The 20,674-nt window shown below is 30.1% G+C and carries 33 protein-coding genes; 20 read left to right on the top strand and 13 right to left on the bottom strand.

The features are described from left to right. Positions 1–27: 27 nt before the first annotated feature. Positions 28–753 (top strand): hypothetical protein, encoded by a 726-nt coding sequence (locus tag ACMGE9_RS01060; protein ID WP_414043409.1) that lies wholly within the window; start codon positions 28–30, stop codon positions 751–753. Positions 754–798: 45 nt separating this feature from the next. Here the strand turns inward: ACMGE9_RS01060 and ACMGE9_RS01055 are convergent, their stop codons facing one another. After that, entirely contained in the window at positions 799–1,200 is a 402-nt protein-coding gene (locus tag ACMGE9_RS01055) for a hypothetical protein (protein WP_414043408.1), read from the bottom strand. 550 nt (positions 1,201–1,750) lie between these two features. On the opposite strand from ACMGE9_RS01055, the gene ACMGE9_RS01050 reads away from it, so the two are divergent. After that, positions 1,751–2,200, top strand: a complete 450-nt coding sequence (locus tag ACMGE9_RS01050) for an NUDIX domain-containing protein (protein WP_414043407.1) — start codon at positions 1,751–1,753, stop codon at positions 2,198–2,200. A 9-nt stretch (positions 2,201–2,209) separates the two neighbouring features. Continuing rightward, positions 2,210–2,995: a DUF2785 domain-containing protein gene (locus tag ACMGE9_RS01045; protein ID WP_414043406.1), complete on the top strand. Its 786-nt coding sequence runs from the start codon at positions 2,210–2,212 to the stop codon at positions 2,993–2,995. A gap of 53 nt (positions 2,996–3,048) precedes the next feature. Here ACMGE9_RS01045 and ACMGE9_RS01040 read toward each other — a convergent pair whose 3' ends face one another. The 5 genes from ACMGE9_RS01040 to ACMGE9_RS01020 all read right to left on the bottom strand — a co-directional run bounded on the left by ACMGE9_RS01040 (position 3,049) and on the right by ACMGE9_RS01020 (position 6,866). After that, a complete protein-coding gene (locus ACMGE9_RS01040) occupies positions 3,049–4,359 on the bottom strand; it encodes a sodium-dependent transporter (RefSeq protein ID WP_414043405.1) in 1,311 nt (436 codons plus the stop codon). A gap of 395 nt (positions 4,360–4,754) precedes the next feature. Then, complete coding sequence (locus ACMGE9_RS01035; protein ID WP_414043404.1) at positions 4,755–5,942, bottom strand: MFS transporter; 1,188 nt, start codon at positions 5,940–5,942, stop codon at positions 4,755–4,757. A gap of 81 nt (positions 5,943–6,023) precedes the next feature. Further along, positions 6,024–6,314 (bottom strand): DUF3784 domain-containing protein, encoded by a 291-nt coding sequence (locus ACMGE9_RS01030; RefSeq protein ID WP_414043403.1) that lies wholly within the window; start codon positions 6,312–6,314, stop codon positions 6,024–6,026. Between the two features lies 1 nt (position 6,315). Beyond that, on the bottom strand, positions 6,316–6,594 hold the full coding sequence (locus ACMGE9_RS01025; RefSeq protein ID WP_414043402.1) for a hypothetical protein: 279 nt from the start codon (positions 6,592–6,594) through the stop codon (positions 6,316–6,318). A gap of 5 nt (positions 6,595–6,599) precedes the next feature. Beyond that, a complete protein-coding gene (locus ACMGE9_RS01020; protein WP_414043401.1) occupies positions 6,600–6,866 on the bottom strand; it encodes a hypothetical protein in 267 nt (88 codons plus the stop codon). Between the two features lie 145 nt (positions 6,867–7,011). On the opposite strand from ACMGE9_RS01020, the gene ACMGE9_RS01015 reads away from it, so the two are divergent. Together ACMGE9_RS01015 and ACMGE9_RS01010 are read left to right on the top strand one after the other, a co-directional pair. Continuing rightward, positions 7,012–7,515, top strand: coding sequence for a GNAT family N-acetyltransferase (locus tag ACMGE9_RS01015; protein WP_414043400.1), 504 nt, complete (start codon positions 7,012–7,014; stop codon positions 7,513–7,515). Next, positions 7,512–8,309 (top strand): hypothetical protein, encoded by a 798-nt coding sequence (locus ACMGE9_RS01010; protein WP_414043399.1) that lies wholly within the window; start codon positions 7,512–7,514, stop codon positions 8,307–8,309. Before ACMGE9_RS01015 ends, ACMGE9_RS01010 begins: the two co-directional genes overlap by 4 nt. Here ACMGE9_RS01010 and ACMGE9_RS01005 read toward each other — a convergent pair. Continuing rightward, positions 8,306–8,500, bottom strand: a complete 195-nt coding sequence (locus ACMGE9_RS01005) for a DUF6366 family protein (protein WP_414043398.1) — start codon at positions 8,498–8,500, stop codon at positions 8,306–8,308. The genes ACMGE9_RS01010 and ACMGE9_RS01005 overlap by 4 nt on opposite strands. 80 nt (positions 8,501–8,580) lie before the next feature. On the opposite strand from ACMGE9_RS01005, the gene ACMGE9_RS01000 reads away from it, so the two are divergent. From ACMGE9_RS01000 to ACMGE9_RS00955, 10 genes are all read left to right on the top strand, one after another. After that, a complete protein-coding gene (locus ACMGE9_RS01000; RefSeq protein WP_414043397.1) occupies positions 8,581–8,988 on the top strand; it encodes a GNAT family N-acetyltransferase in 408 nt (135 codons plus the stop codon). A gap of 78 nt (positions 8,989–9,066) precedes the next feature. Beyond that, on the top strand, positions 9,067–9,552 hold the full coding sequence (locus tag ACMGE9_RS00995; RefSeq protein WP_414043396.1) for a GNAT family N-acetyltransferase: 486 nt from the start codon (positions 9,067–9,069) through the stop codon (positions 9,550–9,552). Between the two features lie 76 nt (positions 9,553–9,628). Beyond that, a complete protein-coding gene (locus ACMGE9_RS00990; protein ID WP_414043395.1) occupies positions 9,629–10,036 on the top strand; it encodes a GNAT family N-acetyltransferase in 408 nt (135 codons plus the stop codon). 21 nt (positions 10,037–10,057) lie between these two features. Next, a complete protein-coding gene (locus ACMGE9_RS00985) occupies positions 10,058–10,444 on the top strand; it encodes an HIT family protein (protein WP_414043394.1) in 387 nt (128 codons plus the stop codon). Between the two features lie 219 nt (positions 10,445–10,663). After that, entirely contained in the window at positions 10,664–10,969 is a 306-nt protein-coding gene (locus ACMGE9_RS00980; RefSeq protein WP_414043393.1) for a hypothetical protein, read from the top strand. 10 nt (positions 10,970–10,979) lie between these two features. After that, positions 10,980–11,348: a DUF805 domain-containing protein gene (locus ACMGE9_RS00975; RefSeq protein ID WP_414043392.1), complete on the top strand. Its 369-nt coding sequence runs from the start codon at positions 10,980–10,982 to the stop codon at positions 11,346–11,348. A gap of 10 nt (positions 11,349–11,358) precedes the next feature. Beyond that, on the top strand, positions 11,359–11,490 hold the full coding sequence (locus ACMGE9_RS00970; RefSeq protein WP_414043391.1) for a hypothetical protein: 132 nt from the start codon (positions 11,359–11,361) through the stop codon (positions 11,488–11,490). Positions 11,491–11,668: 178 nt separating this feature from the next. Continuing rightward, complete coding sequence (locus ACMGE9_RS00965) at positions 11,669–11,857, top strand: hypothetical protein (RefSeq protein WP_414043390.1); 189 nt, start codon at positions 11,669–11,671, stop codon at positions 11,855–11,857. A 22-nt stretch (positions 11,858–11,879) separates the two neighbouring features. After that, on the top strand, positions 11,880–12,110 hold the full coding sequence (locus ACMGE9_RS00960; protein ID WP_414043389.1) for a hypothetical protein: 231 nt from the start codon (positions 11,880–11,882) through the stop codon (positions 12,108–12,110). After that, positions 12,111–12,527, top strand: coding sequence for a hypothetical protein (locus ACMGE9_RS00955; RefSeq protein WP_414043388.1), 417 nt, complete (start codon positions 12,111–12,113; stop codon positions 12,525–12,527). 244 nt (positions 12,528–12,771) lie between these two features. Here ACMGE9_RS00955 and ACMGE9_RS00950 read toward each other — a convergent pair whose 3' ends face one another. Genes ACMGE9_RS00950 through ACMGE9_RS00940 form a run of 3 tightly spaced genes read right to left on the bottom strand, consistent with a single transcriptional unit; the run spans position 12,772 to position 13,879 of the window. Then, positions 12,772–12,924: a hypothetical protein gene (locus ACMGE9_RS00950; protein WP_414043387.1), complete on the bottom strand. Its 153-nt coding sequence runs from the start codon at positions 12,922–12,924 to the stop codon at positions 12,772–12,774. Between the two features lie 14 nt (positions 12,925–12,938). Further along, complete coding sequence (locus ACMGE9_RS00945) at positions 12,939–13,679, bottom strand: DUF3169 family protein (protein WP_414043386.1); 741 nt, start codon at positions 13,677–13,679, stop codon at positions 12,939–12,941. Then, positions 13,676–13,879: a helix-turn-helix transcriptional regulator gene (locus ACMGE9_RS00940; protein WP_414043385.1), complete on the bottom strand. Its 204-nt coding sequence runs from the start codon at positions 13,877–13,879 to the stop codon at positions 13,676–13,678. The genes ACMGE9_RS00945 and ACMGE9_RS00940 overlap by 4 nt, the downstream gene beginning before the upstream one ends. A gap of 210 nt (positions 13,880–14,089) precedes the next feature. Between ACMGE9_RS00940 and lepB the strand changes: the two genes are divergently transcribed. Further along, positions 14,090–14,674 carry a signal peptidase I gene (lepB, locus tag ACMGE9_RS00935; protein WP_414043384.1) on the top strand — a complete coding sequence of 195 codons (585 nt, stop codon included), beginning with the start codon at positions 14,090–14,092 and terminating at the stop codon, positions 14,672–14,674. Positions 14,675–14,699: 25 nt separating this feature from the next. Then, complete coding sequence (locus tag ACMGE9_RS00930; RefSeq protein WP_414043383.1) at positions 14,700–15,032, top strand: hypothetical protein; 333 nt, start codon at positions 14,700–14,702, stop codon at positions 15,030–15,032. Between the two features lie 48 nt (positions 15,033–15,080). On the opposite strand, the gene ACMGE9_RS00925 is transcribed toward ACMGE9_RS00930, so the two are convergent. Continuing rightward, positions 15,081–15,749: an MIP/aquaporin family protein gene (locus ACMGE9_RS00925; protein ID WP_199798209.1), complete on the bottom strand. Its 669-nt coding sequence runs from the start codon at positions 15,747–15,749 to the stop codon at positions 15,081–15,083. Between the two features lie 128 nt (positions 15,750–15,877). Next, positions 15,878–16,636, bottom strand: a complete 759-nt coding sequence (locus ACMGE9_RS00920) for a transglycosylase family protein (RefSeq protein ID WP_414043382.1) — start codon at positions 16,634–16,636, stop codon at positions 15,878–15,880. A 701-nt stretch (positions 16,637–17,337) separates the two neighbouring features. Between ACMGE9_RS00920 and ACMGE9_RS00915 the strand changes: the two genes are divergently transcribed. Continuing rightward, the gene (locus ACMGE9_RS00915; protein ID WP_414043381.1) at positions 17,338–17,946 is read left to right on the top strand and encodes an FMN-binding negative transcriptional regulator; all 609 of its coding nucleotides are present in this window, start codon (positions 17,338–17,340) and stop codon (positions 17,944–17,946) included. A 51-nt stretch (positions 17,947–17,997) separates the two neighbouring features. On the opposite strand, the gene ACMGE9_RS00910 is transcribed toward ACMGE9_RS00915, so the two are convergent. Beyond that, the gene (locus ACMGE9_RS00910) at positions 17,998–19,674 is read right to left on the bottom strand and encodes an NFACT family protein (protein ID WP_414043380.1); all 1,677 of its coding nucleotides are present in this window, start codon (positions 19,672–19,674) and stop codon (positions 17,998–18,000) included. Positions 19,675–19,842: 168 nt separating this feature from the next. On the opposite strand from ACMGE9_RS00910, the gene gmk reads away from it, so the two are divergent. Further along, positions 19,843–20,463, top strand: coding sequence for a guanylate kinase (gene gmk / locus ACMGE9_RS00905; RefSeq protein ID WP_414043379.1), 621 nt, complete (start codon positions 19,843–19,845; stop codon positions 20,461–20,463). Continuing rightward, a complete protein-coding gene (rpoZ, locus tag ACMGE9_RS00900) occupies positions 20,464–20,670 on the top strand; it encodes a DNA-directed RNA polymerase subunit omega (protein ID WP_414043378.1) in 207 nt (68 codons plus the stop codon). Positions 20,671–20,674 lie beyond the last annotated feature (4 nt).

Raw genomic sequence — 20,674 nt, 5'->3', positions numbered from 1 at the left:
TATTAACTGATCTAAAGGAGCAAAACGATGCCAATTCAATTTAAACTGGACCCTGTAAATAAGGAAGTCATTCAACTAATAAGCAAAGAGGGAATATTGAAGAAAATTCCAAATGAATATTGGAAGCTATTTGAACAAGGTAATTTTATTGTGTTCAAAGAATGGAAGTTCTATCCTATTCGAGATGCAAATAATATTAAGAAAACAGCAACTGATATTTTGACTATGAATAAAAGAAATAGTTCCAATTTTACTGTTATTGCAGAAAATACTACTGAAGCAGAAGGGTATTTAGGATTCTCTAATACAAAAGATGATGAAGCTTTATATGTATGGAGTGAGTGGCCAGAAATAGAGCCAACAAAAATCTTTAATAACATACATGAGTTAATTGCTAAATTAAATGCTTCGAATCATACTAATAATAATAGTGATTTTGAAAATATATTAGAGTTAATTAGAGCTAAGAAAATGTTCTTTTATATAATGGATGAAGAAATAGGGGACGTAATGGGAGATGTTTCATTTGAATATTTCCCAGGATTTTCTTATTATTTCTGGACGGATCAAAATATTCCACAATCACTTGCTGAGAAGCAATCACATTTATCTTTAGAAATGATTGATAAAGGTACATTTATTAATGATGTACTTCCTGATATTGATATGGAAGAAAACAGTATCATTTTAAATCCATTGAGTAACGATGCATGTGAGTTTTATCCATATGAAGTGTTCGAAGCGTTTGAATAACTATAGAACCCCATTAACAATTGACCTTGTTAATGGGGTTCATATTTAATCTAAAGAAATAAAATCACCTTTAAGTTGATATTTTTTCTTTAATAACTGAATATCATGCTTTTTAATCTCTTTATTTTTATTATTTACTACGTCATAAGTGAAATACCTGTTATTTCTATTTCGTGTAATCACAAATTTTTTATTATAAATGATACCCGTCATGTATTGAGGATATTTTACAGTATCTTCTCTTCTTTTAACAATATATGATCCAATAACCATACGCCAAATTTTAATGTCTTTCTTTTTATCAATCCAAATGGTATTAGGGAAGGAGTTATCTATTTTTTCCAAGCCATTCAACCATTCTTGTTCTGTAGGGAGCCAATCTAAAAAAGCTACAGTAAGAATAATAAGCTTCGTCATAATAAATAATATATTATTTCGCTTTTTCACTCTGTTGACCTCCTAAAATTCATCCCCACCACATTGCTGTAATAAATAATGATAGCCACGCAAATACAAAACATAGGACAATAACAATTAACGATGAAATTCTCACTATATATAATTTGTATTTAATTAAATTGAAAATTGACCAGATTAAAGCTAATAAATAAAAAAGTCCTGCTACAAAATTTACAAATGTAACAATATAAATGGGTGACACTACATTAGGATTAATATAAGCAAAATTTTGTGATATGAATACTAAGAAAATACCTATGACTAAGAGTATAATGTTTATAAAATAAATTATTTTATTCATATTACCACCTCAATTTATATATTACCACATATTGTAATTGATTGGTATAAGTCCAATAATTGAAAGTTCTAAAATATTCAAGTAAGCAAGAAATAAATAAGATGAGGTGGAATTAAGGAAAGTCTTAATATTTATCATGAGAACTATGAATTAAAAGGGAAATTATCTCGAAGCGAAGTTCATTATAAAGAAGAATGGCATGAAACGTTTCAATGTATTTTTTCTTGTGGCGATAAGATGATTTTGCAGAAGCGAAGTGATTATGTCTCTGATTACAAAGGTTTACTGGATGTTACAATTGGTGGTCATATTATGAGTAATGAAACGATGGCTGCTGGTGTAAGAGAGATAAAAGAAGAGCTTGGTATTGATATATTGTTTGATGATTTAAAGTTAGTATGTGTGATTCCTGAAATACTTGATAATAGAAGTAAAATGGATAAAGAGTTTATTAATGTTTTTAACTACGAAATTACAGCAGAAGAAATGAAACAAATTACTTTTAATGATAATGAAGTGGAAGATCTGATTGAAGTACCATTAAAGGAATTAAAATTACTTTTTTTTAATTCAAAACATCAAATTAAAGGTAAAAATGTTTTGGGAGATAATGAAATAACATTTGGTAAGAACCACTTCTTACCGTATTCAGAAAAATATTTTAATATTATAGGAAGTGTATTGTGAGGTATTAATATGAATTTGAAATTATTAGTTCAACAATATAATAAAGATTCAGGCACGGAATTTATTCATCATTTATTGTATGAATGTATGAAAGAAGTGGGGAATACTGATCCATTTATTAGAGACCAATTAGCATTTAATACATTTGCACAATGTATGATTGATGAGAATATAGATAACAATGTTCTAGATGATTTAGTGTATCGTTGTATATGTAATCTAAACATTTATAATTCAGACATTTGTGATGATATTTTTAAAAGAAGTTTTAGTGTTTTGTTTTTGATGAGTATTCTATATAGAGATAATATGCGACATTTATTTACTCATAGTCAGTTAAGAAGTATTTCAAAAGCTGTTATTGAATATTTCATAAATGAAAAAGATACACGTGGTTTTGTTCATCGTAAAGGCTGGGCACATGGCATAGCACATGCTTCAGATGCAATTATAGAAGTAATAAAAAATAGAAATTATGATGAATCATTTACTTTAACTATTTTAGAGGGTATCAAAGTTAATCTATTGAAACTTCAAAATAATGATATGCCTTATATTGATGATGAAGATGAAAGAATGAGTGGTATCATTGAAGTATTATTGAAATATCGACGTTGTCATGAGGATTTGATAATTCATTGGATTAATAGTTTAGATATACTAGATAAATTAAGTGGCAATCAAGATATAGCATACTATAGAAAATTGAAGAATATTAAAGATTTTAAGAAAAGTTTGTATTTTATTATGGATGATTATCCTAATGTACAACATATTATTAAGAGCAGTCTGTAAGCACTGTTCGAATATAATTAAGCCAATATCCTATGTGATATTGGCTTAATTTTTTAAAAAAACTGCGTAATTATGACTATTAAAATAACTACGGGTAGTACGTATTTTACGAGTGGATACCATATTGAAAATCCGTGTGTAACAACATTTTGGAGCCTAGTTTTAGATAGTATATGTCCAGTAAATAGAGTGGTTAATAATACTCCGATAGGCATAAGTATATAACTCACTAAAAAGTCCATGTTATCAAAGATACTTCCTGCACCGAATTTTATATTATTTAATACACCAAAAGATAATGCTGCGGGTATTCCGGTAATAAATACAATAATACTAATCCATAAGGCTGTTCGTTTACGTTTCGATTCATCTTCTTTTATGATGTTTGATAAATTAAGTTCAAGTAGAGATATGGATGACGTCAGCGCTGCAAATAAGAATAATATCAAAAATAATATATAAAAGAACATTCCAAAGGCTATTTTATTAAATAACTGTGGGAGTACAAGGAATAACAATCCAGGACCTGCTTCAACTTCTATATTTAATGCAAATGCAGCTGGAAATATAGCTAGTCCAGCGAGCACTGATATCAATAAGTTCATAAATACGATTGAAGCTGCTGATTTAGAGATATTCGTTTTTTCCTTTGTGTAGGACGCATATGTGATCATTCCAGTTGTGCCAAGTGATAATGCGAAGAATGATTGTCCTAAAGCATAAAGTGTCCCTTTTATTGATATATCCTCAAATCTTGGGATAAGGAAATACTTTAATCCTGTCGATGCCCCGTCTAGGGTTACCGAACGTATGACAATAATCATAAATAATATAAACAACAAAGGCATCATAATTTTAGATGCTTTCTCAATACCGTTTTGTATACCAAATGACACAATTATACCGGTCACTGCAATGAATAGTGCTTGTCCAATTAATACATAGTTTGGATTTATCATCATTTGATTGAAAAAATCTGGGTTAGGTTCAACAAGATTAAAGGTGATACCGAAGTAATACATAATAAAGATGATTATCCAACCCCCAATGACACTATAAAATGCATATAGTATAAAAGCGGTTATATTACCTAAGTAGCCAATACTATTCAAAATAGGTTTTCCTGACAATTTATTAAAAATAGAAATGGTATAAGTTTTACCAAGTTGTCCAATACTAAATTCTGATATAAGAAGAGGAAGTCCAATCAATAACGTAAAGATAATAAATTCTAATAAAAAAGCACCGCCACCATACAAGCCAGCGATATATGGAAATTTCCAGATAGCACCAAGACCTATTGCTGATCCTGCGCTAGCAAGGATAAATCCGATAGATGAATTCCAGTTTTGTGTCTTTTTCATTTAAGCACTCCTTTGCTTTAACGCTGTGAAGTGTAATTGTAACATATAATAAATTTTTTGCAATAATCGTGTGTGTTATATTTGATGAGATACATGATAAAAGATGCAGTAAAATGCCAAAATGAACACATAAAAAAACTGCCGTTAAGGGCAGTTTGTTATACTATTATCTTATTCTAAATTTTCTTGATACATTCATAAATATTATAAAGGTGATAGTAACTAATAAATAACCTGTCACTGTGAATTTTTCGGGAATTGAAGTGTATTCCATTAAAGCAATAAAAATAGAAAAATATCAATGCCTTTAAGAAATGTTTATATTTTATGTTTGATGATTAGATTGGAATACACATTAAACTTAAGAAAGAATTTTAGTACTAACATCCAAAAAATCACAGTTTTGTGGGTGTTAATTTTGCACTTTTAATAAAGAAGATAACTGAGATATAAGTAACAGCTCCAAGTAATCCCCAGATTAATAATCCGTTTATAAATGTATCAATCAGTAATCCACCGACAAGTGGGGCGATGATACGTGATATACCGGTTAAACCAGTCAACGCGTAATATGAGCCCTTCATTTCTTTCGGTGAGAGTTCATCAATTCTTAAATCCCACATCGTAAATACGAATATTTCGCCAACTGTTAATATGAACATAGCGATACATAATGATAATAAAGCAGGTGAAATCCCTACAAGTATTAATCCAAGAGGTAATAGTAAAGCACCGATAATAATAGATGTGCTTGTTTTAATATGTTGGCCAATTTTGTACACAAAATATTGTAATAAGATGACGGCAATTGAATTCACTAGTGTGAGTATCGCATAATGGTGAATCGCTGTCGCATACGGATAGATCTTAGTTAAATAAATGCTGAGTGAAGTCATCATTTGTGTATAGCCAAATACGATAAAGATATTCCCTAATACTAAATAGAGAAAGGCTTTATCTTGTTTAAAGATATACATCATATTAAAGAATGGAATATGGTTCATCGATTGATTATTGTTAAGATTAATATTGTTTTTATTAAAGATGTAAATGAATAATAATAGATTAATAAATAGTGCAATAACAACAATATAAAATAGTTTATCGATTCCAACCCATTGAATCTGACTTGATAAATACGGTCCAATGGCAGCAGCAACGTTAATTAAGTAGTATCTGATATTAAAGATCAGTTTCTTATCTTCATCTGCAGTAAACTGCGTAATGAGAACACGATATGTAGGTTCAACTAAAGTGTTTCCAATTGTTGATGCAATTGAGAAAAGAATAAAACCAGGAAATGTATGAATCATCGGAAAGGCAAGATAGCTAAGAATGCCAATAATTAAGCCGAAGTAGATGACATGTCGTTTATTGAAACGGTCGATGACACTACCTGAAGTCATACTCAGTATGATTGCCACAACACCAGCAACAGATAATATGATGCCAATTTGAAAGCCTGAATAGTGATATGTATTGATTAAGTAAATTGATAAAAAGGGCATCACCATTAACATACTAAACCGTGCAATAAAGGTTGCAGCGAGTAGGGTAATGATTATGGGTGAGAATCTTTTCATAAATGACCTCCCACTTTTGAAATTTTAAATAATTATACCATAATGAAACCACAAAAAAACTGCCTGTAAGGGCAGTTTCAATTACTTTCGAATTTTAAAGAAATTAGAAACATTTACTAAGAAGATAAAAGTAAATGTGATGATTAAATAAGCAATAATTATAAAATACAATGGTAATAATTCATACTCCATAAATAAAAATAATACTGCGCTAATTAACATAAAGATCCCCATAAACTGACACAAACGCTTTTCATTATACTTCGCTTTTTCAGCTTCTGGCATAAAGTTATAACCTGCTATCAAGAAACTGCCACGACCAGTTAGCATGTATAAGCCAACGAGCGCAAACAAGATAATAATAATAATCATATCAACACTCCTTATGATTTCTCTTAATTGGTATGAAACGAATGATAAATGCTAGGAATAAAAATAAATAAAAAGGATAAAGTGAAAATTTATAATCATCTTCACTGGCTTTTTCACCGATTAATTTCGTATCAATTGTGAAATAATGCCACGAAATCGATATTGGATTTTTACCGTTCATAGAAATGTCACTAAGGTAAAACTCTGGTCTAGATATTAGCCAAATAAAATAAGCTGCAATCAATAATATGAATATGTTTGAAATTATTCTTCTTTTCATAATTGTTACCTCTCAGATATACCGAATGCGAAAACGAGTAGTGCTGCATATAAAAGCAATGGAATAATAGAATATAGGATTAAAAATATCTTTTTAGTTGCTTTTGAGATCAATGCACATAAAAATCCAATTAATCCTGATATCATAAATGATTTTATTAACAATTCATGTATATCGAAATCACTCATCAAATCATATGGAACGATAAAGGTTAATGCCAAAGATAATAGACTCATCGTCGCACAAATGATACTAATCCACTTTGATTTCATAGTGTTCACCTCTTACATCTATTATACACTACTTACAATAAAAGTATAATTACAGTAAGATTGTGCGATTACGTTTAAAACTACATATTATCTTAAATATTTAGTAGAATATTATTTAATAAATATTTAAAATTGAGGTAAAAAAATGGACATACACTACAGACCTTTGTCACTCGATGATAAAGAGAGTATATTTGATCTTTTATCTAAAGAAGAAGTTTCTAGGTATCAATCATGGGTGATTGAATCTTTGGAAGATACGGAACAATATATAATTCAAATGTTATCGATGGAAGATAAAATGTATTACAGAATCATTGAGGATAAAGATACTAAAAAATTAATAGGTATTTGTAGAATTGTAATTAATGAAAAACACCATAAAGGTGAAATTGGATATATGATACATCCTGAATATTGGGGTAAAGGGCTGGCAACACATGCAGAAAATCACCTTATTTCATATGGATTTAAAGAAAAATCTCTCAACAGAATATTTGCTGTGACTGATATTCAAAATAAGGGATCAGTTCGTGTATTAGAGAAAGCTGGCATGCAGCGAGAAGGTCTAATGCGCCAAGACAAAGTAATCAAAGGGCGTTTTAGAGATAGTTATATGTTTAGTATTTTGAAGGATGAGTTTATATGAAACATACAATGATAGATGACAAATTAGCACATGATTTATTTAATCAATTTATAACGAAACTATCACCATTAGGTTATTATGTATTTGGTTTAAATCAATTGAAACGGTTAAACGGAAAAAGATATCAATTTAAAGATAACATTGATTATTATAGTAAGATATTCAAGGATGAAGATAAATATTATAATAATAAACTTTTAATATTGTTGATGACTTGTTTTCCAAATGAATCAATCTATGCCTTAAGTTATCATACGGAAAGTTTTCAAGTTGAATATAATCCAGATTTGCACGTAGAATATCCACTTTATCCATCAGGTGATGATGTACTGTATGTGTTCGATGAATTTAATCAAATCTATATTCCTTCGTATGGAGATACGTTTTACGTTACGGGTGAAAAAATAATTAATGTTATCGATGATTTTATACAATCATATTCATTTGAAAGCTTTGAACTCAGTGATTACCGTATCAACTTTCAATATTTCAAAGGTAAAGATGAGGAAGAACAAGGTCCTGTTGTTGATTTGAAATTGTATGCTGATGAAAGACTGATTGAGCATTTTGAGATTTTTGAAGATTATTTTGCAAAAATTGATTATTTAATCAAGAAAGTACATAGTAGATATGCAATTTATGGAGTAACTGAATTAAATCCTAAAAAACTCGAGAAACTTAAATATTTAATTCGAGACAGCCATTTCAATGAGGATGAAATAGCGATTATCAATGAATTATATGAAATCTTGAATACATTTAATTTGACTGAATTAGTAATTGGTGGTGTTTAATTAAGTAGAAAGTAACCAATTAATCCAAAAGTCATTAGAATTAATATTAATAATCCAATAAACTTATTATTCATTCCACCAAAAACACCACTTGTATTAGCATTTTGATGAGCATCGTGGATATTACTTAATGGGTTGTGTGCAGTTTCTTGATTACTTAATCTTTCTTTATCTGATTGATTATTTAGCAAAATGATACCCCCTTGTATTCATTAAAGTTTAGAATATAATACCATTATTTGTGAATAATAAACAAGAATGAGTTGATAATATGATAAAAGAAATTAAATCTATTGATGAACTTAATCATGAAATATATGAAATTTGTAGATTAGCGATTAATAAAGAAAGAGTTAAAACATACTTAAATCAACTGATTGCGTCACATAATGAGAAACTCTTTCTATATAAGAGCGAAAAACAAATATTAGGTGTTCTAGGTATAAAAGTAGCGAAAAATATCTGTGAAATCACTTGTATAGCAGTAAAAGAAGAGCACCAAGAGAATAATATCGGATCAAATTTTATAGAATTTCTAAAAAAGAAATTTACTACGATAACAGCTGAAACCGATAATGATGCTGTTTACTTTTACAGAAAGAACGGATTTGAAATAAAATCATTAGGTGAAAAATATATTGGAGTAGAAAGGTTTTTATGTCAATATAGTATACAATAGTGCAACTATGTTTTATTCAAACGTCATCGGGTATTAAAAACCTTGGGGATTATTTGATTACACATAGGAGGCGGCAGCATGAAGCACATAGAAATCATTCAATATACTGACGACTATAAGCAAGAGGTGAATGAATTTATCATTAACATTAAGCTCAATGAGTTTGATATTGAGAATGTTACACATGATAATCAGCCTGATTTAAAGAATGTTATAGGCACCTATATTAATACAGGTGGGCAATTCTGGTTAGCGTTATTTGAAGGAAAAGTCGTTGGGACAATTGCCTTATTGAAATTAAAAGATAACAACAGTGCTTTAAAGAGGGTATATGTTGATCAAAATACACGCAATATGAAAATCGGTAAAAAATTATTGGATCATGTGATACAACATGCACATGATGATGGTATTAAAACTATTTATTTAGGTACGATTGATAAATTTGAAAGTGCACAACATTTTTATAGAAAGAATGGATTTCATTTGATTCCGAAAGAAGAATTACCAAATGATTTTATAGTAGTACCTGTTGATAATAGATTTTTTTATAAAGATATTTAAAGATGCCAAATGGTGTCTTTTTTAGTTTATTTATATATAATGATTATTAATAAATAAACTTCTGATGAGGTAACGTATGATTAAAGAAGTATCAGATATGACATTTTTGAATCAACAAACTGCAGATTTAATATCTTTAGCTATTAATAAAGATAAAGTTGATGAACTATTAAGGCGCGCTATTCTAAATAATAAAGAAACATGTTTTGTATATGAACAAGACTATAATGTAGTAGGAGTTATTACAATTAAAAACAGTGATAATATTTGTCATATTACTAGTTTAGCTACTAGTAGCAATCATCAATTGAGAGGGATTGGAACACAGTTAATTAACCATATTAAAGAAACCAATGATTATATTATTGCTGAGACAGACGACGATGCTGTAAACTTTTATAGAAAACAAAATTTTGTTATTGAACCGTTAGGTGAAAAGTATCCGGGTGTTAAAAGATATAAATGTATTTATAGAAAATATTAATGATAGAGATAAGGTGAAAAAATGTGTATTTTTTGTGATGGACTTAAAGATGAACAAATTATTTATGAAACAAAACATTTTAAAATTGTATTTGATATTAATCCAGAACAAGCAGGCCATTTACTATTAATATCGAAGGCGCATTATATGAATTATTTAGAATTACCAGATGACATTGCATTAGATTTAATTCAACTTGAAAGAAAGATGATTCATATATTAGAAAATGAGATGAATATTTACGGCGTATCATTAATACGAAATAATGGACGCGTAATGGACGAGGGCACTCACTTTCATGAGCATGTTATACCCAGATATAAAGGTGATAATTTCTGGAGTGATAAAAAAACGAAATTAATGTCATTTGATTTAGCTTTATTTTTGTCATTATTGCAACCGAAATAAGTATAGCGATCGCTATACTTATTTTTTTACCTTAAATTTACCTTAAATAAATTGGAAATCTAACAATTATTATTAATTTGGTGGTAAATTGAAAGTGTTATGTAGAAGGGATGATGGTTATGAATATATGGAATAGATATAAAAAATTATAAATTTATGTTGTTGTATTTAATCCCATTTGCTTTCTTTGATGCATGGGCTGAGATTGTTAGAGGAGATATGATTGTATTCATTCCAATGTTAATCTTTGCGGTGATTATGAATACAATTATATACAAGAAGCAGTTGAACTTTGGCTTTGTATTGCTTGGTATATTAATGAGTTACTTCGTAAGTTTAGGTGTAAGCTACATTGCGCCAGTTACAATAGCTGATAGAACAGATGGTTTTGCATTAATACCATTAACGGTAAGTCTCTATATTTTTGTATCATCAATTGCTTTTCTTGTTATCCATGCAATTTCGTACTTTGTCATGAAGGTGATTTCTGATACGCGAGGCAAAGGATTATATACTAAGAAATAATGGAGGAATTATGAATAAGCATATCAGTTATAAAAAAGCATTATTAGACTTTTGGAGACGTTCATTAGATTTCGAAGGACGTTCAGCAAGAAAAGAATACTGGTTTCCGATGCTTTTGAATTTAACAATATTACTTGGTGTATGGTCTATCTGTGTTCATTTCGATCGTCAATTAGGTATTAATCCTGATGATAAGTGGAGTATTAGTAATATCGTTTATAAGACGCTAAGTTTCTTCGTCTCAATTGGTGTATTAAGTGTTTCAGTAAGAAGATTACATGATACGAATTTATCAGGGATTATTGCAATCATTCCAGGTGTCCATTACGATGTGTATTGTAGGCATTGGTTTATTATTAAATCAATGCGGAATCAATGAAGAGCTTTTCATGAGTATAGTTTTGCCAATAGTGCTTATCGTTATGATTATTTTTTATATCGTTCTACTTTTAAGAGATGGAACATATGGTCCAAATGAATATGGAGAGGATCCATTGGATAGAAAACGCGGTATCGATTAAATTAAAATTCAGATACCGCTATAACTCTTTATTATTAGCGGAATCTATTTTCAAAAATTTAAAATATCGCTAAATCAAATAAAAATTCATTCATCAAACCTTAAAATTACCTTAAATTTGAAAGAAAAACAATTTTTCTTATTGAAAAAATGGTACATTTATTGTAAGAGGTGATGATATGAAATGGATATTTATTATTTTGGCATTTTTCCTATATATCATTCTCACTACAAGTTTGAATATGATGACATATAAACGTAGAAAAATAGACAATAGAATTGATGAAAAGACATACTTTAAATTAAGTTTAGGTATAAATACCTTAAGCATTACAATCTTAATTCTTTACTACATCTATTCAAAATAATGATAATAAGAGGAGAATGAACATGAAAAAATTACTTGCAGCAACGATTATCACAACGGCTTTAGTATCACCAGTGGTTATGAATCAATCAGCGGAAGCGGCGACACATTTAGAAAAGAAAACAATCGTGTTACCTCAATTTAATAAGACGAATGTCGAACAAATGAAAAAAGGAACGTTCAAATACCAAGATGTTGGCTTAGGGATGACTAAGCAACAAGTTGACAAGAAGATTGGTAACACAAAGTTATAAATGGGAATGCATGATAAAGATGAAATGATCGGTACACATTACTATGGGATTTATGGTAAAGGTGAACGCCTTTGGTTAAGCTATTATGATATCAATCATAAAACGAAATATAATGATGCTAAACTTGCATCTATGTTGTTCCAAACTTATGATAAATATATTACGAAAAAAGAAGTTGAAAAGTATACGGGTAAAGCTACTGAATATGAAGGTAATATGAAAAATGATGATGAAATAGGACGTATGTATGGAAAGCTTTATGTAACTTACTGGAAACAAAAAGGGAAATGGGTTGTATATAACTTTGGAATCACAAGTCCTATGAATGAAGTAGGTATGCAAGAATATGGTTATAAAGAAGGACGTCAATTACCAGCAGGTGTGAAGTTGCCTGAATGGATTAATAATATAAAATAAAACATGGATACATATTAATTAATCAACATATAGATTTAGAAATATTGAAGGAATTAATGCATTGCTGTATGATAGATGGTAATTATAATGTTCAGTGTATAAATTTTTTGGACGACATTGATTTAGATAAAGTAAATTTTAAAAGATATTTAACCAGTTATACACTTGAAATAAGAGATGAAAGAGCATATCATTTTGTGAGTAACAGTGGTCCCTCATACGCCTTCAATTTAAAAACCAGACACTAATTTTGAGTGTCTGGTTTTTCATATTTTAGTCCAAATATAATAGGCATAATGAGCAGGGCGATCAATTCATGAAACATCCAACTTGATGCGAGCATTGCGATAAAGATACTTAACCAAAATGAGTTGAAGTTGTATGATCCAAATTTCATATAATAACTACCTCCTATTTGTTAAATTCTTCTGATTTCTTGTAATAAGCAATTGTTGAATAAATGAGAATAGCAGATATTCCTATCATACCTATATATTGATTTTCTCCAGATGCTGCATGATAAAAGGCAAGGAGTAATAATAATCCAGTCAACATATAAATCATAACGGTATATGTTTTAGATAAAGAATGCAGCATAACGAGTCTTTCACCTTCATCGATATTATTAATAATAGTTGTCAACAGTTGTCGGTCTTCATAATCTAATTGAAAATTACTATTTGTGATTTCGGGAAACGATAATAACATTGTTCTATTGTGTTTCGTAATCATGATTACGAATACTACAAAGATAATCACTACGATACCATAATATATGAGGGCATTTGTTGAAGCATCTAACACGAAACTACCTGTTGCAAGTGCTATTGCCAATGTTATGATATGACTTGAATTGACGATATTCATTGATGCTTTATTATATTGCTTAAGTTGGTAAATGTATTGTTCATCTTCTAATAATTTTGGAGGATTTTTCATAGAATGATATTGTTTTTTTGAAATAATATATAAGTAAATACTAATGAAAAATAATAAAGGTACGATAATAAACATCAAATTAAAATTAAATTGTGATTTGTAAAATCTTGACACATCTACAATCATTGGTAATGAATATCCTATTATTCCTCCAAACAAAGCGCCTACTAATGTGACAAATGTTGTACGTCCCAACTTTTTATTACTGCTCATAACTCTTCCTCCTCAAATATAAATACATTTTCTACTGGTTCATCGAATATTCTAGCAATACGTACGGCGGTTAGAATGGATGGCATGAAGTCATCTCGTTCTATAAGAGAAACGGTTTGTCGTGATACTTTGGCGAGTTTCGCAAGTTGCGTTTGATTATAACCATCGCGAGCGCGGAGTTCTTTAAGTCTATTCTTCATCTCTCTTCTCCTTTCCTCTTTCTACACTCTCAGTGTAATATATATTTATCATTTTGACAAGTATATTAGTCAAAAATAGAACTATAATTGTCAAATTGATAATAGTTCTATGATATATAATCTTTGAATATAGTTTAAAAAAATCTAAAACGAAACCTATTTTGTGTTTTAATGGATTATATTGTAAAATAGATTTAGGAGTGTGAGAAAATGAATAAAGAATTAAAAGAATGGATTATATCGATAGTTATTGCAGTTGCTGCAGTTATATTAATACGTTCGTTTTTCTTTGTACCTTATCAAGTGAGTGGGGATTCTATGGCACCTACTTTTGAGGATAAAGAACGATTAATTATTAATAAAATATCTACATGGACGAATGGGTTAGATCGTGGTGATGTGATTGTTTTTCATGCCAATGAAAAGAAAGATTATATTAAGCGACTGGTTGGTCTACCTGGCGATAAAATTGAGTATAAAGAGGATTTATTATATGTGAATGGAAAAGTAGTTGAAGAAAATTATTTAAAGGCAAATCGCGAGTTAGCGATTAATGATAATTTGACTGAAGACTTTACGGTCTCTGAATTAACACATTCAGGAGGTAAAAATGAGATTCCTGACGGGAGATATTTAGTTCTCGGAGATAATCGTGAAATTAGTTTAGATAGTACTAAGCCTGAATTAGGATTAATAAAACAAGATAGTGTAGTAGGGAAGGTTTCAATTCGTTTCTGGCCATTGAATGCTTTTGAAACAGGGTTTTATGAAAATGATTTCGATGAAGTGAATTAATAGTAAAATGAATTGAGGGATAATAATGAAACAAGAAGAAAAAATAATTGAATTAGCCCCTAAAAATACTAATATTATTGAAATGGTTGAAAGAGTACCGCGTAGAATTAGTAGTTTTGTAAAAGAAATATCATTGGATCACAGTCTTGGTAATCCTAGATTTCTTAGAAATACGATTAACCCTAGACGTTTCTATTTAGTGTATAATAATGACTTAGCAACTTTATATGATGTCAATGAAAAATTAATTGTTAATGAAACAGATGTTACAAATTTAATTGATAAAGAAATGAATAAAATTATATTTGAATTAGATGATAGTATGTACGAATTACATAAAGTAATTCGACGTTTATAAAAAAAGAACGACTATTTGGATTTACCAAATAGTCGTTCTTTTAATATCTTAAGATTCTAAGAAGTTATGAGTGAATGTTGCGATTGCAGCACCAACTAATGGAGCTACGATGAAAATCCATAATGTAGATAATGCATCTCCACCAGTGAAGATTGCTGGTGCAATACTTCTTGCCGGGTTAACTGATGTTCCTGTTAATGGAATACCGATTAAATGTACCATTGTTAATGTTAAACCAATAACAAGTACTGCTAAACTTGGTGCAATAAATTTAGTTTTAGTTACCGATAATACTACGAATACAAATACGAATGTTAAGATTACTTCAACTAAGAAAGCACCCATGTTATTGATATTGTTTGGTACGTTAGCACCGTAAATGAAATCGACTTTCTTTGTAAATGAACTTAAAATAGCCCAAATTAATGATGTTGCAATAAATGCTCCAATGATTTGGAATACTGAATAAATCGCGAAGTCTTTAAATGATAAACGCTTATCTAAAAACATTGCAAATGAAATAGCAGGGTTTAAATGTCCTCCTGAAATATCTCCAATTGCATATGCAGCAGCAATAACAGTTAAACCGAATGCGAAGGCAATACCAAAGATGCCAACACTAGCGTCTGGATTTAAAGTAGCCATAACAGCAGTTCCAGTACCGAAGAATACAAGTACAAATGTACCTAATAATTCTGATAAATATTTTTTCATAATAAAAATTCCTCCTAAAAATAATGACAGGTTCAATCATATTACAAAATGATTGTTTAATCAAGAGCAAATGACAACAAAAAGAAGAGGCGAATCATTCGCCTCTTCTTTTTGTTGTTAGAAGTTCGTTATTATAAACGAGCTCCACATACTGGCCATGGTTGAGATCCACGTTGGTTATAAAGAATTTGTGCACGTTTTGTTTGTTCAGCAGCAGATGCTTGTGAAGGTACACCAGATCCACCTACTGAATGCCAAGTTTGAACGTCAAATTGGTATAAACCGTGGTAGCTTCCTGAAGGATCAACAACATTTGCTCTTCCGCCTGATTCACATTGTGCTAATGCTGACCAGTTTACGCCACCAGTGTTAACTGGTGCAGCTGTTTGTTGAACAGGTGCTTTGTAAGTTTTAACTGCAGCAGGTTTAGCTACAGGTGCTTTGTAAGATGTTTGTTGAACTGCTGGTTTAGCTACAGGTTGAGCAGGAGCTACCGCTTTAGGAGCTTCTTTAACAACAGGTGCACTTACTACAGCAGCAGGTGCTTTAGCTTCAGTTGTAGGAGCAGCTACAGGAGCTACTTCAACAGTTTTATTTACTACAGTGTCAGCAGCACCAGTGTATTTGTAATTCCAAGTCCAAGAGATACCGTCTGATTTGAATTCGTATGAGAAACCATCTTTACTAAATTCATAGTTATATGCACCAGCGTGAACTGGTTTTTCGTTTAATGATTTAGATTCAGCTTTAGCTAATTCAGCTAATTGTACGAAGTCTACTTCTTCTTTTTGAGTGTTTACTGATTCAGCAGCGTATGCTTGTCCAGCTGTTGCTACAGATGTAGTTCCTAATGCTAATGCTAATGATGATGTTAATAATGCTTTTTTCATAATATATAAATCCTCCAATAATTTTCGTTTTAATTTTAATTCTTTATCGATCGTCCAAAATGAATGTCGATAAATCTCTCTCTTTCGACATTAATAACTTTAACACAAAAAATCATTACATACGTTACAACAAAATAACAATTGATTACAAACTCGAAATATGTTTGTAATATAATTTGTCGAAATTAAGAGGTAAACCCATAGAGATGCAATTGAGCTTTGTAATATTTGCTTAATATTAATACCGAAAAGTTTAATTATTATTAATATAAGCAATAATGCATGCAATTAAGGGGATAATTCAGATACATAATTCATTGTAAGCATAGTTATTTTTTGTAACGGTTATTATTTAAACATATATATTGATATATTACAAAGCAAAAGAACTATTTTAATGTTGATATCAAAGTCGAAACCTGATTTTATTTTCGTAATAAGTATATAAACCTTTTATTTTCAAAGTACAATCACGAACGTGTTTAATTTAAGAATATTGTTTTTCAATTACTAATGATGATAACTTATAATGGAATGATTTAGTTACTACATTAATATTTCAAATTTAACTATTACCTCAATAATGAGTATAATTTTTTCAGTCATAGAGTTTATTAAATTATAAATAACAAAAGGATTATAATTCAAAAAATGAGAAGTTATTATTATAATAGAAGAAACTAATAAAAAGGGGGATGTTTATGTTTAACCCAAAGCCATTTAAAGTAGAAAATTATTCAGAACAAATTGAATTTATCAAAGCTCATCCTTTTGCTACATTAATTTCAACAATAGATGGTGTACCATATGCTTCACAAATTCCTATTACTATTAATGAGTTTGATGATTTTTTAATATTATCTGGACATTTGGCGAAAGCGAATCCTCAACTAAAGACACTTGATGGCAATGCAAATGTATTAATATTATTTACTGGTCCACATGCATATATCTCTAGTTCCTGGTACAAGGATGAAGAGGTGTCCACATGGAATTATCAATCAGCACAGATACGCGGAGAAAGTGAATTGATGTCAGAAAACGAATTAATGATTGAGCTAGAACAGCTTACGAATAGATATGAGTTAGGTAGAGAAAATGCACGTACATTTAATACACTTAGTGAAAATGTCTTAAAACAGGCAAATGGAGTGACTGGCTTTAAAATTCGAGTGAACGAAATCCAAGTGAAATATAAAATGAGTCAAAATAGAAGTGAAGAAGATTATCAAAATATTGTACATCATTTGGAACGTGAAGGTGAGACAGAAAGTGCAGAAGCGATGAATAGAATTAGAAATGGCAAATGAGATCTTTCTCATTTGCCTTTTAAATAATTATAAAAGATTAAAAAATTAGACTTACACTTGATTCTTATAGTTCTCCCTTAAGTGATCGATATATTTCGATTCAGGGGTCACAACAACAGTTGTTTGATCAGTATAAGTTACAAAACCAGGCTTAGCACCATTAGGTTTATAAACATGTCTGATTTCTGTATAATCTACAGGTATTTTAGATGAACCTTGTGCTTTTGAGAAATGTCCTGCAAGTATGGCGGCATCTTCAATAGTAATGTCAGTGGGAGAAGCATCTAAAATAACGACATGACTACCTGGAATATCTTTTGTATGGAACCATAGGTAATTATTGCGGCCCATTTTATGTGTAATATATTCATTTTGAAGATTATTTCGTCCAACAACTATTACTTGATTGTCACGAGATAAATAGTGGTCAATATCTTGTGTTTTCTTTTTCTTCTTATCGTTTTTTTTATGTTTTTTCTTTATCAAGTTTTGATCTGCGAGCTCATTACGAATATCGTCAATATCATTGAGCTCAATATGATTTAGTTGCATTTGGATAGTTTGAATATATTCTATTTCTGCCTTTGTTTCTTCTATCTGTTGTGCAGCATGTTGTTTACGCGTCTTTAGACGATTATATTGTTTGTAATAGTATTGTGCATTCTCAGCAGGGGACTTTCTTGGGTTTAGTGGAATCTTAACGGTTTCATTATTATAATAATTAATCGTTTCAAGTTCATCCATCCCTTGTTTGAGCATATACATATTACTTGTTATTAATTCACCAAATAAATTCATTTCTTCCATTTGATTTGTTTCTTCAAGTTCATTGAAGAGTTTCGCTAATTTTTTTTCATTTTTAGATAATAAACTCGTTAAATGACGTGCTAAATCATTTGTTTGATTACGCACACGTTCTCGATTGCCACGGTCTTTATAGAAGTTATCAAGTAACTGACTTAATGATTCAAATGATTCAATATTTGTTGCGTACGTGACCGGTTTATAATAGAAATCTTCTTTATCGTTTAAAGTATATGTAACAGGTCTAACTTCTTGATCATTCATAAATGTTTGAAAGCTATCATCGATGTCGTTACCTGTTGCAAGGATTTCATTGACTGCTACTGGGCTGAATCCTTCTAAAACATTTAATATTGCATTTTTTATTTTGAGTTCAGGATCAATTAAATCACTGATTGTCTTTAATTCATAAGGATTATGTTTCTTTAAAGTTGGTGGGAACTCATAGGTGAATCCAGGCATCAGTGTACGTGCACTGTTCGTATTTGGAGTTAAGTGCTTTAAGCTGTCTAATATTTTTTTGTCTTGATCGGTTAAGATGATGTTACTGTGTTTGCCCATAATTTCAATGTATAAGTGTCGAACGATACGATCTCCAATTTCATTCGTATTGTTAATGATTATTTCAATAATTCTGTCATTACCTATTTGATTGATAGATTGAACAATGCCGCCTTCAATATGTTTACGCAGAACACGCAGAAACATTGGTGGTTCAAAAGGATTATCTAAAGTACCTTCAGTAATATGAAAGCGCGCAAAGTTAGGATGCGCTGATAATAATAATTTCTGATTCTTTCTATTCGCACGAATCACTAATACGACAGTATAATTGTCGGGCTGTGTGATTTTATTAATACGTGCTGTTTCTAAAAATGATATTTCTTTAATCATTTGATGTGTAAATAAGCCATCAAAAGCCATACAATCACCTCTTTTTTTCGTCTTTATAGTGTAACATGATTTGATGGTTTATCCTATATATGTGGATAATCTATTGATTAAATCACACAAGGGTAATATTATCATATATTTTTCTTATGATTTATGATAAATTTAAATATAATTACTTTTATATGAAAGGTCGTTATTATGGAGAAAGAAAAAGGTTTATTAATCGTATTATCAGGTCCGTCAGGTGTCGGTAAAGGGACTGTTCGTAAAGCAATATTTGATGATCCAGAAACAGATTTTCAGTACTCAATTTCAATGACAACGCGTGATCAACGTGTCGGAGAAGTCGATGGTGTAGATTACTTCTTCAAATCAAGAGATGAGTTTGAAGCATTAATTAAAGAAGATGCATTTATCGAATATGCAGAATATGTTGGTAATTATTACGGAACACCTGTACAATATGTAAGGGATACGATGGATGCAGGGAAAGACGTATTTTTAGAAATAGAAGTCCAAGGCGCGCGTCAAGTACGTAAGAAATTTCCTGAAGCATTATTTATTTTTTTAGCACCCCCGACTTTAGAACATTTAGAGCAACGCTTAATTGGACGTGGTACCGAGTCGCAAGAAGTGATTCAAAACCGCATTAATGAAGCTCGCAAAGAAGTTGAAATGATGAACCTTTATGACTATGTTGTTATTAATGATGAAGTGATGGAAGCTAAACAGAAAGTACAAACAATTGTAGAAGCAGAACATTTGAAGCGCGAAAGAATTGAAGCACGCTTTAGAAAAATGATATTGGAGGCCAAATAAATGTTAAACCCACCGTTAGATCAATTAAAAAAGAATGTGAATTCTAAATATTTAATCGTTACATTAGCTGCAAAGCGTGCACGTGAATTACAAGATAATCCTGAAAGTGCCTTACTTGATGATTATATCTCATATAAACCAGTTGGCCGTTCTTTAGAAGAAATAGCAGCACTAAAAATTAGAATTACAAATGAGCAACCAAATTAAAAAT

Origin of the sequence: Macrococcus animalis (assembly GCF_047425875.1) — a bacterium.
GTDB classification, from domain to species: domain Bacteria; phylum Bacillota; class Bacilli; order Staphylococcales; family Staphylococcaceae; genus Macrococcoides; species Macrococcoides animalis.
This window is presented reverse-complemented; position numbering and strand designations above follow the sequence as displayed.